The following is a 16,923-nucleotide window of genomic DNA, read 5'->3' as shown; positions in this document are numbered from 1 at the left end:
TCCAGTTTCCGTTGATCGGTGCAAGGAGTGTCTTCCCATGGTCAACAAGGTTCTGAGCGCCGTTCGCGATCTGCTTCCCAAGATTGCCGAGCGAGCTCAGAAGGTGGACGACTCCAGGAAGATACCGGATCGAACCATTCGTGAGCTTGGCGATGCGGGTGTCTTCGCGATGCTGCAGCCCAAGCGCTACGGCGGCGCCGAGAGTGATCCCGTCCAGTTCTACGAAGTGGTTCGTGCGATTTCTGCAGCCTGCGGGTCGACCGGGTGGGTCGCCTCCGTCGTCGGCGTACATCCGTGGCATCTGGCCCTCTTCGACGACCGTGCCCAGGCAGATGTCTGGGGCGAGGACCAGTCGACGCTCATCTCGTCCGCCTATGCGCCGGTCGGTCGTCTGACGGCGGTGGAAGGCGGATACGAACTGTCCGGCAACTGGGGATTTTCCTCCGGGTGTGAGCACGCCACCTGGGCTTTGCTTGGAGCGATGGTTGTGGGAATGGACGGCCGCCCGGTCGACTTCATGACTGTGTTGGTACCGCGCACCGATTACGAGATCCGTGACGTCTGGGACGTGGTGGGCATGCGCGGGACGGCGAGCAACGAAATTGTTGTGAAGAAGGCCTTTGTCCCCGAGCACCGGTTGAAGCGCAATTACGAGACGGCCCACTTGCAGGGACCCGGCCAGGCGGTCAATCCCGGTCCACTGTACAAATTGCCCTTCGGAACTATCTTCACGTCGACGGTGGCAGCACCTTGCGTGGGAATTGTCGCCGGTTGCTACGAGGGTTACCTCGAAGTCATGCGCGAGCGTGTTCGGCTCAGCCTGGGCGGTGGACGGTTCAGCGAGGACCAATTCGCTCAGGTGGCCGTGGCGCGGGCGTCGTCGGAGATCGATGCGGCGATTCTGCAGATGGATCGCAACGTCCGCGAGATGTACGAACTCGCCGCGGCCGGTAAGGAGCTGCCTCTCTCGATGCGGCTGCGTGCTCGGCGTGACCAGGTTCGCGCTACGGAGCGTTCGGTGGAAGCGATCGACATGCTGTTCAAGACGGCCGGCGGAAACTCGCTGTCGCGCGGCAACCCGATCGAGCGGGCGTGGCGTGACGTTCACGCGGGCAGCGTGCATGTGGCAAACGAACCGGAGCGGGCGCTGGCGCTGTACGGACGGGCAGCATTCGGTTTGCCGGTCGAAGACAATCTGATCTGACTGTCCCGGGTTCACAATGTGAGGTTGCGGGGTAACCTCCGCCCTGTGAGGTACACCTCCGAACTGATCATCGGGTCGATTGTCGATCTGGCTGGTGTTTCGCGGGCGAAAATGGTGCCCGCGAACAGGGTTGACGTTTTTGTCACCAGCGGGATGGGGGCGTCGCCGAGCTGGAGTGTGTTCTGCGCCGACGACGCCCTCGCCTTCACCGAGGAGCTTTCCGCGGTGGGTGATCTTCGGTTGAGGATCGCGGAATCAGACCTGCGTGCCGTGGGGGACGATGTGTCCTGGGCGCCTGCGACCCTGCACGAGTTGGACGGATCGATATCGGCTGTGTGCAGTCGAACGGCACTACGCCGCACAGTCCAGACGCTTGCGCACGACAATCTCGAAGCTCGGGTGGGTCACGAAATCGAGTTCACACTCTTCGGCGGGGTTGTGGCCGAACAATGGTCCGCCTACGGACTCGGAGCTGCACTTGCGCAGGAGAGCTTTGTCGGGGATCTGTTGGTGAATGCCGAACGCGCCCAACTGAATATCGAACAGTTTCACGCGGAGTACGGCCTCGGACAGTTCGAGATCTCGCTGGCGCCGGCGTCACCGCTCGAAGCGGCGGACAGCGTGATCACAGCCCGAATTCTGATCTGCCGCACCGCCCGATCGCACGGAATGGCTGCATCGTTCTCGCCGATGCCCATCGTGGGTGGCTCGGGAAACGGTGCACATCAGCATATTTCGTTGACTCGATCCGGCAAGCCGATCTTCTCCGCTGGAAAACAGGATTACGGGATGACCGAAGACGGTGCCGGTGCGGTGGGTGGCTTGCTCGCTCACCTCGCAGACCTGGGCGCGGTGTTGGCGTCGTCGCCGCTTTCGGGACTGAGGTTGCAGCCCGACACCTGGTCAGGTGCCTTCATCTGTTGGGGTCATGAAAACCGCGAGGCCGCAGTCCGATTCTGCGCCGAATCCATCGGAAATCCTCACGGCGCCAACGTCGAAGTGAAAGTGGTGGATGCCTCCGCGAATCCGTATCTTGCTACTGCTGTCATTCTCGGCGCCATGCATGCGGGTATTGCCGGTGCGCTGACGCTGCCGCCGGAAGTGAGCGTCAATCCGTCAGGTCTGGCTGATGCACAGCGGGCGGTGCTTTCGATTACGCGCATGCCGACCGAGATGGGCGAGATGCTGCAACGACTGCGTTTGTCGGAAGTTGCGAAGAGTGTCCTCGGAGACGCGATCATCGACGCAATGGTTGCCGTGAAAGCACTCGAAAAGTCACGGTGCTCGGAGTTGGACGAGTCGGTGCTCGTCGAGCGATTGCGATACGCCTGGAGTGCTTGACGGGGACCGATGGGCGTTCTAAATTTAAGTTGTTCCTTAATTAAGGAGTTGCTTAAATGAGCAATGAGCTCGACGCGGTATTCGGGGCGTTGGCAGATCCCACCCGGCGTGCGATGCTGTCACGCTTGACCAGCGGTTCCATGACCGTGGGGGAATTGGCCGAGCCGTTCGAGATGAGTCGGCCGGCGATATCGCAGCATCTGAAGGTGCTCGAAAAGGCCGGATTGATCGAACGGACGGCCTCTGCGCAATGGCGCACCTGCACGCTGCGCGCCGAAGGTCTGGACGACGCAGCCGTCTGGGTCGAGGAACACCGTCGCGGTTGGAACGAGCGTTTCGATCTTCTCGACGAGCGACTCCGTGAACTGAAGAATCCCGAATTGAAGAAGGAGAAGGGCAATGAGTGAGCACAATGTCGATCAGACCGCAGAATTCACCATCATCCGAATCTTCGACGCACCGCGCGAACTTCTCTGGCGTGCCTGGACCGACCCGGACGAGGCGGCGCGCTGGTGGCACCCGCGTGGTGTGAGGAGCCCCCGCGAGCACGTCGCCATCGACCCGCGCGTTGGTGGGACATACAGCTATTTGATGATCAACGACGAGGACGGCGCCGAATACCCGACAGGCGGAACCTATCTCGAAGTCGAAGAGCCGAAGCGGCTGGTCTTCACCTGGGGTAACCCGGAGGAGTCGGTCGAGAGTGCACCCCGCATCACCGTCACGTTGGTGGAGCAAGGGGACAAGACGGAAATGACGTTCCACCTGGTTGGTATCCCCGGATTCAAGGGCGATGGGAATGTGTACGACGGTTGGAACGAGGCCTTCGACATCTTCGAGGAGTTGATGACTGAATAGTCGCAATCGGGCCCTGTGTCCCGGTGCCGGTGATTGAATGGCGGAAAGCTCGCACTTCACCGATACCGCACTTCACCGATTTAAGGGGAGTCCAAGGCCATGGCGCGTGAGACGACCGTCGTACTCGACGGCTACACCTATTTCGAATGCCCACGTTGGCACGACGACCGCATCTGGGTATCGGATTTCTATAGCCACCAGGTGGTTTCGGCTCGCGAAGACGGAACGGATGTTCGCGTCGAGGCCGAAGTTCCCGGGCAGCCGTCGGGTCTCGGCTGGTTGCCGGACGGCAGGTTGCTTGTGGTGTCGATGCGCGATCAGAAGGTCCTTCGTCGCGAACCGGACGGGCAACTGGTCGTTCATGCGGACCTGTCGACGTATGTGAGCGGCAACGTCAACGACATGCTCGTCGACGCTCACGGCCGTGCGTACGTCGGCAACTTCGGGTTCGATCTGATGAATCTGGCGGCGGTGGAGACTGCGGATCTGCTGCGGGTCGATCCGGATGGCAGCGTGCATGTTGTGGCGCGGGATCTGCACTTTCCCAACGGCATGGCACTGACTTCCAGTGGGGAACTGCTGGTGGACGAGACCTTGGGCAATCGCATCAGTGTTTTCTCCGTCGCGGACGACGGTTCCCTGGGGGAGCGTCGTGATTGGGCGACGTTCGGCGGCGTGCCTGATGGTTCGACGATGGAGTCCACCATTTCCCAGATGGTGATCGCGCCCGACGGGTGCTGCATCGATGCGGACGATTCGATGTGGGTAGCCGACGCAATCGGTAGTCGGATACTTCATGTGGCGGCGGGATCTGGAGTGATCGACGAGATTCCCTTCGAAACCGGGGTGTTTGCCTGCGGGTTGGGTGGGGCAGACGGACGAACACTGTTTGTCTGTGCGGCACCGGATTTCAACGAGCACGCACGTAAGGTGGCAACGGAAGGAAAGTTGTTGTCGATACGTCTGGAGTAGTTGGATTCACATGGAATTAGTGACGTCGCTGCCTGCCGATACCCCGCTCCGGCACGTTGCGGAACGGGTGCGCCGCATCGAGGAACTCGGTTTCGACACCGTGCACATTTCGGAGACCGTTCGAGATCCGTTTGCCGTTGCGGCTCTGGCCATTGAGCACAGTTCCAGGCTCACCGTGCGGACGTCCATGGTGGTGGCGTTTGCGCGTAGTCCGATGCTGACGGCATTGGCGGCCTGGGATCTGGCGGACTTCTCCGGCGGGCGGTTCCAGTTGGGTTTGGCAACTCAGGTGCGCGGAAACATCGTCGGACGGTATTCGATGCCGTGGACTGATCCTGTTGCGCAACTGCGCGATTACGTCGGTGCTGTCCGGTCGATATTCCAGGCTTTCCGATCCGGTAGTGCTCTCGACTACGAGGGCACGCACTACACATTCAATCGGTTGCAGCCGTATTTCAATCCGGGGCCGATCGACGTCCCCGCACCCGAGATCTGGACGGGCGGGGTGAACGCGCGGATGTGCGCCCTGGCAGGCGAGGTTGCCGACGGTTTTGTTGCACATCCGACGAGTTCACATCCGAAAGTGCTCGGGGAGAAGATAATTCCGGCGCTCGAGTCCGGTGGCCGGAAACCTCGGATTGTCGCAGTTCCGAAGGTGATCACCGGGCGTGATGGCGCCGCAGTAGCTGCGGCCCGTGAGCCGGTACGCAAAGAGCTTGCGTTCCTGTACTCCACACCGGCCTACCGAATTGCGTTGGATGTACTGGGATTCCCTGAGGTCGGTGAGAAGTTGACGTCGATGGCGCGCTCGGGCGGCTGGGCCGATCTGGCCGGCGTACTTACCGACGACGTTCTTGACGGGTTGATCACACAATGCACGTATTCAGAGTTGCCGGAAGTGCTGACTACGAAGTACGGAAGCATCTGTGACGGCGTTGCCTTGGCGATCCCGACGGATCCGGCCGACGATGAAGATTTCCGAAGTATGTGCGCGGAGTTTCGAGCCGCGGAGTAATACTGCTGCGGTTTGATCTCATCTCTTACGGGTGATGCGCCGACGGTGTCGGCAGGCCAGATTGACTCCTGAGGGTTCTGAGACGAAGTCGGAGGAGACGTCATGTTCCGGGCAGGAAAAACCAGCAACAGCATTCACCGCTGAGATCAACCGCGCGGCGGTGGCTAATTATCCGATGTCGGATCGGGAAGATTTTGGTGACGCGGACCGGGGGTTCATCACCGGGTGGGAAAACGACCAGGTCTTCAACGACAAGGGCGAGCTGATCCACGACGGTCGACCACTCGAGTACATCGCTGACGACAAACCTGCGCCAGAGTCCGTCAACCCCAGCCTGTGGCGCCAGTCGCAGGTAGTGAAGCGGTCCGGTCTGTACAAGGTTGTCGACGGTCTGTACCAAGTCAGATTCGCGGTTAACCTGACCATCGTCGACGCCCCCGACGGGCTCGTCATCATCGACACCACCACCAGCGCCGACCTTGCCAAAGCAGGACTCGAACTGTTCCGGCGTGAGCTGAACAATGACAAACCTATCGCCGCGATCATCTACACCCACACACACTTCGACCATTACGCCGGAGTCAAAGGCCTGGTCGACGAAGCAGACGTGGCATCGGGAAAAGTCCCGATCGTCGCGCCCGGAACCATCGAGTCTTTCAACAAGTTCGCGATCGGCGAGAATGTCATCACCGGTAATGCGATGTCGCGGCGGATGGGATACACCTTCGGTTTGATTCTGCCGCAATGTGATTGCGGGCTGGTGACCGTTGGCCTGGGCTCTGGCGCTGACGGAATGAACATCCACATGACCTACATTCCGCCGACCGACGGCATCACCAAGACCGGTGAGGTACGCAATCTCGGCGGGTGGGATTTCGAGTTCCTCTACGCTCCTGATACCGAAGCACCGGAGGAGATGCACATCTGGATCCCGGCCATCAAAGCACTCACCTGTGCCGAGAACGCCAATCACTCGATGCACAACATCCAGACGATCCGAGGCGCACGTACCCGAGATGCGCGCAACTTCGCCAGGTATCTGGATGAGACCTTGGTGCGATGGGGTGCCGACGTCGAAGTGCATCACGGTCCACACACGTGGCCGGTGTGGGGGAACGCCACGGTGGTGGAATTCCTTGAATCGCAACGGGACATGTACAAGTTCATTCACGATCAGGCGCTACGATTCGCGAACCAGGGCTACACGCCGCTCGAAGCTGCGGAGGTCGTCCGGCTACCGGAGGCAATCGGTCAGAAGTGGTACAACCGCTACTACCACGGCGGATTGCATCACAACGTTCGCGCTGTCTTCCACAAGGAGCTCGGCTTCTGGGACGGTGACCCTGCGACGATTTTGCCGTTGTTGCCGGTAGATCATGCCATGCGCCACGTCGACCTGATCGGACGTGAAAAGTTGCTTGCCGAAGGGCGCAACGCTTTCGAGTCCGGTGACTACCGGTGGGCAGTGCAACTGCTGCACCACCTCTTTTTTGCCGACCCTGACGACGTCGAGGCGAAGAACCTGCAGGCCGACGCCTACGAGCAGCTCGGATACCAGCAGGAAGTGCCGCAGTATCGTTCGATCTTTCTCGCCACAGCGATGGAACTGCGGAACGGGGTGACCGGTGCAGGCCAGATCAACACCGACACAACCGACACAATTCTTGCGCTGCCGATCGATCTGCTTTTCGACTACGCGGCAGTACATCTCATCGCAGAAAAGGCGGACGACGTCGACATTTCCATCAACTTCAGTTTTGCTGACACAAAACAGGATTGGAACATGTGGGTGCGACGGGCGGTGTTGAACGCTCGGGCAGGGCACGTCCCGGATGCGCAACTGACGCTCAGCGGTCCCAAGCCTCTACTTGCGGGAATCCTGCTGAAACCGGGTGGCGCATCAGCGATTCTCGACGGTGGGAAAGTAAGTGCAACAGGTGATCTGTCGGTTTTGAAGACGCTGGCCGAGGTGATGGATACCTTCGATCCGAATTTCGATATCGCCACGCCGTGAAACAAGGCAAGTGGGGCAGGCGGTACGACATCGCCTGCCCCACTTGCCTGTGTAGTGCTACTTCGCCATGTCCTGGGCTGCTCGGTAGGAGAAGACCATGGCCGTACCCAGCGGGACGCCGGGGCCGGGGTAGTAGCGGCCGCTGAGCGACGCGCTCGTGTTGCCTGCTGCGTAGAGGCCGTCGATCACGGTACCGTCGGCGCGCAGAACGTGTCCGTCGATGTCGGTGACCAAGCCGCCCTTGGTGCCGAGGTCACTGAGAACGATGCGTGCCGCGTAGAACGGGCCGGTCTCGATTGCGGTGAGTGCTGCGTTGGCGCCGCCGTTGGGCGGGCAGAAGAACGCATCGTAGGGATCTTCGCCGCGGTGGAACTGCTCGTCGACACCCAATTTTGCTGCGTCGTTGAACTTTTCGACGGTGCTACGCAGCGCGTCAGCCGGGATGCCGGTCTTTTCTGCGAGCTCTTCGAGAGTGTCTGCAGCAACCCAGGTTCCAGCCTCGAGGTGCTTGGCGGGAGGGGTGTTGGGGATGCTGATCGCGGGCAATCCGCCGCGTTCACGGGAATCGAAGATCATGAACGACGGTACGGCAGAACCATTGTCGTTGTGCGCGTCCATCGCGCGGCCGAACTGGTCGTACGGCAGCGACTCGTTGAGGTAGCGCTCGCCGGCCTTGTCGACGACCAGGCCGCCGCGGACACCGACCATGAATGCGGCGCTGCCGTCGGGCTGCTCGACGCCGGGGCAGAACCAGGCCTGATCCAGCAGCGCTGTTGCGCCGCCGACAGCAACGCCGGCACTGATCGCGTCGCCGGTATTCGCGCCGAACGGGCCCATGCTCCAGATGGCCTTGCCCGGGGTGCCTGACTGCTCGCGCAACGTGTCGTTGCCTTCGATTCCACCGGCTGCCATGAGCACGCCACGGTTTGCCTTGATGCGCTGGGTTTCGCCACCGGATTCGACCTCGGCGCCGACAACGCGGCCGTCTTCGACGATCAAGGAGGTGAGAGTGGTTTCGGTGCGCAGATCGGCCTTGCCGGTGCTCTGAACGGCTGCGAGTAGACGGCCGATCAGTGCACGTCCGCCGATCATCTTGCCGGGCGCATGGCCCTGGCCGGTTCGGTCCTGATCGAGTTCGGGACGAACCAGTTCTGCGAGGTCGCCGATGTCGGCCGGGTCGAGATCCAGCGGGTTGATGGAGCGTCCCGTGTCCATCCGGCCTTCAGCCTTGTAGTAGTCGGGGAAAGCCCGGAACTCGAATTCGATGTTCGGGTTCTTCTCCAGTAGCGCGACGACAGCGGGGGCTGTGTCGACGTACGCGTCCTGGCGATCGGACTCGGAATCACCGAGCAGTGAGCGCAGGTAGGTGCGCGCGTTCTCGGTGGAATCGGGCAGGCCGGCACGTTCCTGGACCTGAGTTCCCGGCAGCCAGATGGAAGCTCCGGAGTACGACGACGTTCCGCCGAAGCGGTTGGTCTTTTCGATCACGATGGTGCTCAATCCGGCAGCTGCGGCGGTATAAGCACCGGTCAGCGCGCCGCCGCCGGAACCGACGACCAATACGTCGCACTCCGTGGTCCAGTCCTGCATCATTGCGTCCTAACTCGAAGAGGGTGGGGCCTACACGCAATACCCAGTGGCCCGCGTTGGCTATGTCAGGTCTCACTCAGCGGGCAATATGCCGACATGCGGGGATTGGGTGCGAGAATTGACTCGGTCGTCCGCGGCCGCTACACACTCACAGGATGATTAGGGGCGACGGTGCCGAGAATTGCCGAGGTCAGAGACGCGGCCGAGCCCAGTTCGGACGAGCAGCGGGCACGCCATGTCCGGATGTTGCAAGCTGCAGAAGAGCTGGCGACGGAGAAGGAACTTGCTCGCGTCCAGATGCACGAGGTCGCGAAGCGTGCCGGAGTCGCTATCGGGACGCTGTACCGCTACTTCCCGTCGAAAACTCACTTGTTCGTTGCCGTGATGGTCGAGCAGATCGATCAGATCGGCGACACCTTCACCAAGCATCAGGTGCAGTCGGCTAATCCACAAGATGCCGTCTACGAAGTGTTGGTGCGCGCAACTCGCGGATTACTGCGTCGGCCGGCCCTCTCGACAGCGATGCTGCAATCAACCAGCACCGCCAACGTCGCAACAGTTCCCGATGCAGGCAAGATCGATCGGGGTTTTCGTCAGATCGTGTTGGATGCGGCGGGAATCGACAATCCCACCGAAGACGACAACACCGCATTGCGACTGCTGATGCAGCTGTGGTTCGGCGTGATTCAGTCCTGCCTCAACGGGCGAATCTCGATTCCCGACGCGGAGTACGACATCCGCAAGGGCTGCGATTTGCTTCTGGTCAATCTTTCGCGGCACTGACAGCGATTCGCCTCCGGGCGTTGAGCTTGTCTTATTCTCAAAATTGAAATGAATTCTAATTCAAGAAGCGCACTAAACGTGGACCGCCGCGTTGCTCTACTTAAATAAATAGAATACATTGCAGAAAAGTGATAGGTGAGCCAGCTCACCAACCGATATCTCTACGAAGGAGCGCTCATCATGGGCCATGCAGTCATCGTCGAAGCCGCCCGCACACCGATCGGCCGTCGTCGCGGCGCGCTGGCGGGACTGCACCCCGCCGAGATTCTGGGAGCAGCGCAGCTCGGAGTTCTCGAACGCGCAGGCGTCGCCCCGGAAGACATCGGACAGATCATCGGCGGCTGTGTCACCCAGGCGGGCGAGCAGTCCAACAACGTCACGCGTCAGGCATGGCTGCACGCCGGACTGCCGTACAGCACCGCGGCAACCACCATCGACTGCGCCTGTGGATCTGCCCAGCAGGCAGTGCATTTGATTTCCGGCCTCATTTCCTCGGGTCAGATCTCGGCCGGTATCGGCTGCGGCGTCGAGGCTATGAGTCGTGTGTTCCTGGGCCAGGCAAATGCGCCCGGAACGGGAAACCCGTACCCGGACGACTGGACCATCGACATGGGCGACCAGTTCACCTCTGCGCAGCGAATTGCCGAGAAGCGTGGCATCACGCGCGCCGACGTCGACGCGTTCGGTCTCGAGTCGCAGCGCCGCGCAGCCCAGGCGTGGGCCGAAGGTCGCTTCGACCGTGAAATCGTGCCCGTCAAGGCTCCGGTCGTCACCAAGGAAGGTACGCCGACCGGCGAGATCGCTACGGTGACCCGTGACGGCGGCCTTCGCGAGACCACTGCGGAAGCGCTCGCCGGACTCAAGCCGGTCATCGAGGGTCATATCCACACCGCCGGCAACTCGTCGCAGATCAGCGACGGAGCCGCAGCAGTGCTGCTGATGAGTGAAGAGCGCGCGCAGGAACTGGGCCTCAAGCCCCGCGCGCGGATCATCGCATCCGGCATGGTCGGATCCGATCCCTTCTACCACCTGGACGGACCGATCGAGTCCACCCAGATGGTGCTCGACAAGGCCGGAATGACCCTGAACGACATCGATCTCGTCGAAATCAACGAGGCTTTTGCCTCCGTCGTCCTCTCCTGGGCGCAGGTCCACGGGGCAGACCTGTCCAAGGTCAACGTCAACGGCGGCGCAATCGCTCTGGGACACCCCGTCGGTTCCACCGGTGCTCGCCTGATCACGACGGCGCTGCACGAACTCGAGCGTTCCGACAAGTCCACGGCTCTGATCACGATGTGCGCCGGTGGAGCTCTCTCGACCGCCACCATCATCGAACGCATCTGATCCGTACTCACACTTTCGAATTGACGAGGTAGACATGACTATTGGATTGAGTGAAGAAGATCGCGACCTCCGCGATTCCGTACGGGGCTGGGCCGCGCGCCACGCAACGCCCGCCGTCATCCGCGAAGCTGTCGAGGCCAAGGTCGAGACCCGCCCGCAACTCTGGGACGGGCTTGCCGAGCAGGGCCTTCTGGGTCTGCACGTAGCCGAGGAATTCGGTGGCGCCGGATACGGACTCGTCGAACTCGCGATCGTCGTCGAGGAACTGGGACGCTCCATGGTTCCCGGCCCGTTCCTGCCGACCGTGCTGGTCAGCGCAGTCCTCAGCGACGCCGGAGTCACCGCGCCGCTTGCCGGCCTGGTCGACGGCAGCACGCTCGGAGCTGTTGCCGTGCAGCCCGGTTCGCTGAAGATCACCCGTGACGGTGACACCGCTACCCTCAGCGGAACGTCGAGCCACATCCTCGGCGGACATGTCGGCGACCAGTTCCTACTCGCCACGGACAGCGGTTTCGTTCTGCTCGGACGCGACCGGCTCGAGGTCACCGACTTGGCCAGCTACGACGTCGTGCGTCGTAATTCCGAGGTCACCGTCGACGGACTGGTGCTCACCGCCGCCGAGATCCTCGACATCGACAGCCAGCGTGTACTCGACATCGCCGCAACCCTGTTCGCGGCCGAGGCTTCGGGTCTGGCCGACTGGGCGGTGACCACTTCTGCCGACTACGCGAAGGTGCGTCAGCAGTTCGGGCGCCCGATCGGCCAGTTCCAGGGTGTCAAGCACAAGGCTGCCCGGATGCTTGCTCTTGCCGAGCAGGCCCGTGTCTGTGCTTGGGACGCAGCGCGTGCGCTGACGCCCGCAAACGGAGTCGGTGCCGAAGAGGCTTCTCTCGCAGCAGCAGTCGCCGGAGCCACGGCCCTCGAAGCCGGTTTCTCCATCACCCGTGACTGCATCCAGGTGCTCGGCGGAATCGGCTACACGTGGGAGCACGACGCGCACCTGTACCTGCGCCGCGCGCAGTCCCTGCGGATTCTGTTGGGCTCCACCGCTTCTTGGCGTCGCCGTGTCGCCGCGCTGACCATTGCCGGCACCCGCCGCGTGCTCAGCATCGAATTGCCGCCGGAGGCCGAGGCGATCCGCGCCGATGTTCGCGCTGAACTCGCTCCGGCTCTCGAACTCGAAGGCGCCGCGCAGAAGACGTACCTCGCGGAAAAGGGCTACACCGCACCGCACTTCACGGCTCCGTGGGGCAAGTCCGCCGACGCCGTCAGCCAGCTCGTGATCGCCGAGGAACTGCGCGCGGCGAAGATCAAGCCGCACGACATGATCATCGGAAACTGGGTCATCCCGACGCTCATCGCGCACGGCAACGAAGAGCAGCTTGCCAAGTTCGTCCCACCGTCACTGCGCGGTGACATCGTCTGGTGCCAGCTCTTCTCCGAGCCGGGCGCAGGTTCCGACCTCGCAGCTCTGAGCACGAAGGCCACCAAGGTCGACGGTGGCTGGAAGTTGCAGGGCCAGAAGGTATGGACGTCCATGGCACGCGACGCGCACTGGGGCATCTGCCTCGCCCGCACCGACGCCGACGCCCCCAAGCACAAGGGCCTGTCCTACTTCCTCATCGACATCAAGAACAGCGGCCTCGACATTCGCCCGCTGCGCGAGATCACCGGTGAAGCACTGTTCAACGAAGTCTTCTTCGACGACGTCTTCGTTCCCGACGAGTGCCTCGTCGGCGGGCCGGGCGACGGCTGGAAGCTCGCTCGAACCACGCTGGCCAACGAGCGTGTCTCGCTGTCGAACGACTCCTCCCTGGGATCGGGCGGCGAGGCACTGCTGAGCCTGGTCGACGGACTGCCAGGCGGTATCGACGACGAGCAGCTGACGGTACTCGGAAAGGTGCTGTGTGACGCGCAGTCCGGCGGTTTGCTGGGTCTGCGGACCACGCTGCGCTCGCTGTCCGGTGCGCAGCCTGGTGCGGAGTCCTCCGTTGCGAAGCTCATCGGTGTCGAGCACATCCAGCAGGTGTGGGACGTGGCCATGGAGTGGGCCGGACCGAGTTCGCTACTGGGCGACCAGCATCGGATGTCTGCAACTCAGATGTTCCTGAACTCGCAGTGCATGTCCATCGCGGGTGGTACAACGAATGTTCAGCTCAACATCATCGGTGAGCGAATCCTGGGTCTACCTCGTGACCCCGAACCGGGAAAGTGATCTGCACATGAGCAATCGCACATTCGTCATCGGCGTGGGTATGACCAAGTTCGAGAAGATCGAGACCCGTGACTGGGAATACCCGGACATGGTGACCGAAGCTGTCACGAACGCACTCACCGATGCAGGGATCAGCTACGACCAGATCCAGCGCGCTGCAGTCGGTTACGTGTTCAACGCGTCGACAGCGGGCCAGCGTGCCCTGTACGAAACAGGTCTGTCCGGTATCCCGATTTTCAACGTCAACAACAACTGCGCCACCGGTTCGACGGCGCTGATGATGGCTCGCGAATGGGTCCAGGCCGGACAAGCCGACTGTGCACTGGCCGTCGGGTTCGAGAAGATGACCAAGACGGCACTGACCGGCAACGGTGAGATGCCCAAGGTCACCACCTTGGACTCGCAGTTGAAGATCATGGTCGAGGATTACGGGTTCGCCCGCTCGCCGATGACAGCTCAGCTGTTCGGTAACGCTGCCGTCGAGCACATGCAGAAGTACGGCACCACGGTCGAACAGATCGCTGCCGTCGCGGTCAAGAATCACAAGCATTCGGTCAACAACCCGTATGCGCAGTTCCGTGACGAGTACACCCTCGAACAGGTGCTCGAGGACAAGATGATCCATGCGCCGCTGACACGTTCGCAGTGCTCGCCGACCTCGGACGGCGCCGGTGCTGCCGTCGTCGTGAGTGAGAAGTTCGTCCGTGAACACGGACTCGAGGACCGTGCGATCGAGATCGTCGCTCAGGCCATGACTACCGACACCGAGGCAGCGTTTGCCGAGAAGTCGATGATCGACGTGGTCGGCGCTCCGATGACGGCTGCGGCCGCCGAGCAGGTCTTTGCCGAAGCCGGCATCAGCATCGACGACGTCGATGTCATCGAACTGCACGACTGCTTTGCGATCAACGAGATCATCACCTACGAAGGTCTCGGAATGTGTGCGGCCGGTGAAGGCGGCAAGCTCGTCGAATCCGGTGCCACGACGTACGGCGGCCAGTGGGTGGTCAATCCGTCTGGCGGCCTGATCTCGAAGGGCCACCCGCTAGGTGCCACCGGGTTGGCGCAGTGCGCCGAACTGACGTGGCAGCTCCGCGGTACCGCAGACGCCCGTCAGGTCGAGGGCGCTCGAATCGGATTGCAGCACAACCTCGGACTGGGCGGCGCGTGCGTCGTGACGGTCTACCGAGCCGGAACTTTGGAGAACTGATGGCTATCGATCTCGAGGTGGCATTGGCCGCCGAACCGACTGTGCGCGAAGCGTCATGGACTGACCGCGACGTCATGCTCTACCAGCTGGGCCTCGGAGCGGGAGTAAATGCTCTGGATCCTGCCGAGCTCACCTGGGTGTACGAAAAGGGTCTGAAGGTTCTTCCGACCTTCGCGATGGTTGCGGGTCAGGGCATTTCGGCAGGCGTACTGCCGCCCGCGGCGATGAACATGCCCGGCATCGACATCGATCTGCGCAAGATTCTGCACGGCGGACAGTCGCTGACCCTGCACGCGCCGATCCCGTCGACGGGTACTGCGCGCATCTCCACTCGCATTGCCGATGTGTGGGACAAGGGCAAGGCTGCCGTCATCGTGCTCGAGACTGCGGCCGCGGACTCCGACGGTAATCCATTGTGGACCACCGGAATGCAAATCTGGGCCCGCGGTGAAGGTGGATTCGGTGGAGGCGCCGGTCCCGAAGTTGTTGCCGGAGTTCCCGATCGTGCGCCCGACGCCGTGCTCACCTCCGCAACCAGCTCGTCGCAGGCGTTGCTCTACCGGCTCAGTGCAGACATGAACCCGCTGCACGCTGATCCGGCATTCGCGAAGATGGCCGGCTTCGACGCACCGATCCTGCACGGCCTCGCGTCGTACGGCATCGTCTGCAAGGCCGTCGTGGACGGTGTGCTCGGCGGCGACCCCTCTCGGGTGAAGAACTACTCGGTGCGCTTTGCCGGTTCGTTGTTCCCGGGCGAATCCATCACCACGTCGGTGTGGCAGGACGGCAACACCTTGACGCTGGCGGCAACCTGCCCTGAGCGCGAGAACTCCCCGGTTCTCACGCACGCCACAATGGAGATCAACTGATGACCGTCGGAACCCACCCCACTGCCGCAACACATCCGGGCGGAACGGTTCTGACGTCGCCGCCGCAGGATGCTCCCATCGATCGTGCGACCGAGGCGGCGCGCAGGCTCATCGACGCGTTACAGCGCACTGACCGCGACAACGCAAACCTCGATCGAGTTGCCGAGGAACTCAACAGCATCGTCGCTCACCTCGAGCAGCATGCGCCCGAGGTCGAAGAGCGATTGATCGACATGTGGAACGGCGAAGGCGTCACTCGTCACGACCCGGTGACCGGTCGAGAAAACGCCATCGCACCGCCGGTGGTTCTCGAAGGACTCGAAGACGGTTCGGTGCAGGGCGTTGTCACGTTGACATTGCCGTACCAGGGCCCTCCCGGCCACGTGCATGGTGGCGTGTCGGCGATGCTGCTCGATCACGTCCTCGGTGTCGCGAACGCTTGGGGTGGAACAGCCGGTATGACAGCACAATTGAGCACGCGCTACCACCGTCCGACCCCGTTGTTCGTGCCCTTGACCATCAGTGGCAAGTTCATCTCCAAAGAAGGCCGCAAGGTTCACACGGTGGGCGAGATCAGGACGCCCGACGGTGAAGTGTGCGTTTCGGTCGAGGGTCTGTTCATCGACAAGACAATTCCGCGCCCCAGGTAGGGGTTCTGACGAAGGAGGAACCCCAGTGGGGAAGCTCGACGGACGCGTAGCTGTTGTGACCGGCGCCGGCATGGGCATCGGACGTGGTGTGGCAGGTGCCTTCGCGCGTGAAGGCGCGTCGGTGCTGGTTGCCGAGATCGACGAGGCGGCCGGCCTCGAAACCGCCCAGTGGTTGCGCGACGAGTGGGGCGCGGAAGCAGAATTCATCCGCACCGACGTCACCGACAAAGCTCAGGTTCTTGCCATGGTCGACAAGGCCGTCGAGCGGTTCGGACGCCTCGACATCCTGGTCAACAATGCTTGGCGGACTTTCGGTTTCGCTCGGCTGGAGAAGATGACGGACGAGCAGTTGCGCGGCGGTTTCGACATGGCAGTGATGGCCGCTTTCTGGGCCATGCAAGCCGCGTTGCCTGAACTCGAGCGTCACGGCACCGGCCGCGTGATCAACATGTGCAGCCTCAACGGCGTGAATGCTCACATGTACTCGGTGCAGTACAACGCGGCCAAGGAAGCGCTGCGGACACTGACTCGCACTGCTGCCCGCGAGTGGGCTCCCAAGCACGTGAACTGCAACGTCATCTGCCCCGGTGCGCAGAGCGCGGCGTATAAGCGTGTTGCCGAAGCTAATCCGGAGAACGTGGCCGTCATGGCCGCGCAGAATCCGATGGGGCGGATCGGCGATCCCCTCGACGATATCGGCCCCGTTGCAGCCTTCCTGGCAAGTGACGACAGTCGTTATGTCACCGGCAATACCCTCTTCGTCGACGGTGGTGGGCACATCAACGGTGTGCAGTGGGCGCCTACCGTGGACTGACTTTCGCCTGCATAGACACATGTGGCTCGACGCTGATTCAGCGT

The 16,923-nt window shown here is 62.1% G+C and carries 15 protein-coding genes; 14 read left to right on the top strand and 1 reads right to left on the bottom strand.

The annotated features are described in order from the left end of the window. The first annotated feature begins 37 nt into the window (after positions 1–37). From hsaA to KYT97_RS15580, 7 genes are all read left to right on the top strand, one after another. Positions 38–1,204: a 3-hydroxy-9,10-secoandrosta-1,3,5(10)-triene-9,17-dione monooxygenase oxygenase subunit gene (gene hsaA, locus KYT97_RS15610; RefSeq protein ID WP_033233218.1), complete on the top strand. Its 1,167-nt coding sequence runs from the start codon at positions 38–40 to the stop codon at positions 1,202–1,204. Positions 1,205–1,249: 45 nt separating this feature from the next. Beyond that, entirely contained in the window at positions 1,250–2,545 is a 1,296-nt protein-coding gene (locus KYT97_RS15605; RefSeq protein ID WP_245005832.1) for a type I glutamate--ammonia ligase, read from the top strand. Positions 2,546–2,601: 56 nt separating this feature from the next. Beyond that, the gene (locus tag KYT97_RS15600) at positions 2,602–2,952 is read left to right on the top strand and encodes an ArsR/SmtB family transcription factor (protein WP_033233216.1); all 351 of its coding nucleotides are present in this window, start codon (positions 2,602–2,604) and stop codon (positions 2,950–2,952) included. Beyond that, complete coding sequence (locus KYT97_RS15595; protein WP_045064958.1) at positions 2,945–3,403, top strand: SRPBCC family protein; 459 nt, start codon at positions 2,945–2,947, stop codon at positions 3,401–3,403. The genes KYT97_RS15600 and KYT97_RS15595 overlap by 8 nt, the downstream gene beginning before the upstream one ends. Positions 3,404–3,502: 99 nt before the next feature. After that, positions 3,503–4,375, top strand: coding sequence for an SMP-30/gluconolactonase/LRE family protein (locus tag KYT97_RS15590; protein WP_095887156.1), 873 nt, complete (start codon positions 3,503–3,505; stop codon positions 4,373–4,375). Positions 4,376–4,385: 10 nt separating this feature from the next. After that, complete coding sequence (locus tag KYT97_RS15585) at positions 4,386–5,390, top strand: TIGR03617 family F420-dependent LLM class oxidoreductase (RefSeq protein ID WP_219110187.1); 1,005 nt, start codon at positions 4,386–4,388, stop codon at positions 5,388–5,390. Positions 5,391–5,550: 160 nt separating this feature from the next. Beyond that, positions 5,551–7,404, top strand: a complete 1,854-nt coding sequence (locus KYT97_RS15580; protein ID WP_245005831.1) for an alkyl/aryl-sulfatase — start codon at positions 5,551–5,553, stop codon at positions 7,402–7,404. Positions 7,405–7,461: 57 nt separating this feature from the next. Here the strand turns inward: KYT97_RS15580 and KYT97_RS15575 are convergent, their stop codons facing one another. Continuing rightward, entirely contained in the window at positions 7,462–8,994 is a 1,533-nt protein-coding gene (locus tag KYT97_RS15575) for an FAD-dependent oxidoreductase (RefSeq protein ID WP_219110186.1), read from the bottom strand. 171 nt (positions 8,995–9,165) lie between these two features. Between KYT97_RS15575 and KYT97_RS15570 the strand changes: the two genes are divergently transcribed. The 7 genes from KYT97_RS15570 (at position 9,166) to KYT97_RS15540 (ending at position 16,879) form a co-directional block, all read left to right on the top strand. Next, complete coding sequence (locus KYT97_RS15570; protein WP_033233213.1) at positions 9,166–9,777, top strand: TetR/AcrR family transcriptional regulator; 612 nt, start codon at positions 9,166–9,168, stop codon at positions 9,775–9,777. Positions 9,778–9,957: 180 nt separating this feature from the next. Continuing rightward, a complete protein-coding gene (locus tag KYT97_RS15565) occupies positions 9,958–11,121 on the top strand; it encodes a steroid 3-ketoacyl-CoA thiolase (RefSeq protein ID WP_033233804.1) in 1,164 nt (387 codons plus the stop codon). A 34-nt stretch (positions 11,122–11,155) separates the two neighbouring features. Then, positions 11,156–13,336 (top strand): acyl-CoA dehydrogenase family protein, encoded by a 2,181-nt coding sequence (locus KYT97_RS15560; RefSeq protein WP_219110185.1) that lies wholly within the window; start codon positions 11,156–11,158, stop codon positions 13,334–13,336. A gap of 7 nt (positions 13,337–13,343) precedes the next feature. Beyond that, on the top strand, positions 13,344–14,546 hold the full coding sequence (locus KYT97_RS15555) for a lipid-transfer protein (protein ID WP_045064948.1): 1,203 nt from the start codon (positions 13,344–13,346) through the stop codon (positions 14,544–14,546). Next, entirely contained in the window at positions 14,546–15,415 is an 870-nt protein-coding gene (locus KYT97_RS15550; protein ID WP_033233210.1) for a MaoC/PaaZ C-terminal domain-containing protein, read from the top strand. Before KYT97_RS15555 ends, KYT97_RS15550 begins: the two co-directional genes overlap by 1 nt. Then, the gene (locus tag KYT97_RS15545; RefSeq protein ID WP_033233208.1) at positions 15,415–16,065 is read left to right on the top strand and encodes a PaaI family thioesterase; all 651 of its coding nucleotides are present in this window, start codon (positions 15,415–15,417) and stop codon (positions 16,063–16,065) included. The genes KYT97_RS15550 and KYT97_RS15545 overlap by 1 nt, the downstream gene beginning before the upstream one ends. Positions 16,066–16,090: 25 nt before the next feature. Next, positions 16,091–16,879 (top strand): SDR family NAD(P)-dependent oxidoreductase, encoded by a 789-nt coding sequence (locus KYT97_RS15540; RefSeq protein WP_033233207.1) that lies wholly within the window; start codon positions 16,091–16,093, stop codon positions 16,877–16,879. Positions 16,880–16,923: the final 44 nt, after the last annotated feature.

The sequence above is a fragment of the Rhodococcus globerulus genome (genome assembly GCF_019334125.1).
Lineage (GTDB): Bacteria > Actinomycetota > Actinomycetes > Mycobacteriales > Mycobacteriaceae > Rhodococcus_F > Rhodococcus_F globerula.
The sequence above is the reverse complement of the archived record's forward strand: the minus strand, read 5'-3'. Positions and strand labels throughout refer to the sequence as shown.

Coding starts and splice junctions, on each gene's coding strand:
- KYT97_RS15600 (WP_033233216.1), top strand. CDS start 2,602: ATGAGCAATGAGCTCGACGCGGTATTCGGGGCGTTGGCAGATCCCACC.
- KYT97_RS15590 (WP_095887156.1), top strand. CDS start 3,503: ATGGCGCGTGAGACGACCGTCGTACTCGACGGCTACACCTATTTCGAA.
- KYT97_RS15575 (WP_219110186.1), bottom strand. CDS start 8,994: ATGCAGGACTGGACCACGGAGTGCGACGTATTGGTCGTCGGTTCCGGC.
- hsaA (WP_033233218.1), top strand. CDS start 38: ATGGTCAACAAGGTTCTGAGCGCCGTTCGCGATCTGCTTCCCAAGATT.
- KYT97_RS15565 (WP_033233804.1), top strand. CDS start 9,958: ATGGGCCATGCAGTCATCGTCGAAGCCGCCCGCACACCGATCGGCCGT.
- KYT97_RS15585 (WP_219110187.1), top strand. CDS start 4,386: ATGGAATTAGTGACGTCGCTGCCTGCCGATACCCCGCTCCGGCACGTT.
- KYT97_RS15555 (WP_045064948.1), top strand. CDS start 13,344: ATGAGCAATCGCACATTCGTCATCGGCGTGGGTATGACCAAGTTCGAG.
- KYT97_RS15550 (WP_033233210.1), top strand. CDS start 14,546: ATGGCTATCGATCTCGAGGTGGCATTGGCCGCCGAACCGACTGTGCGC.
- KYT97_RS15560 (WP_219110185.1), top strand. CDS start 11,156: ATGACTATTGGATTGAGTGAAGAAGATCGCGACCTCCGCGATTCCGTA.
- KYT97_RS15545 (WP_033233208.1), top strand. CDS start 15,415: ATGACCGTCGGAACCCACCCCACTGCCGCAACACATCCGGGCGGAACG.
- KYT97_RS15595 (WP_045064958.1), top strand. CDS start 2,945: ATGAGTGAGCACAATGTCGATCAGACCGCAGAATTCACCATCATCCGA.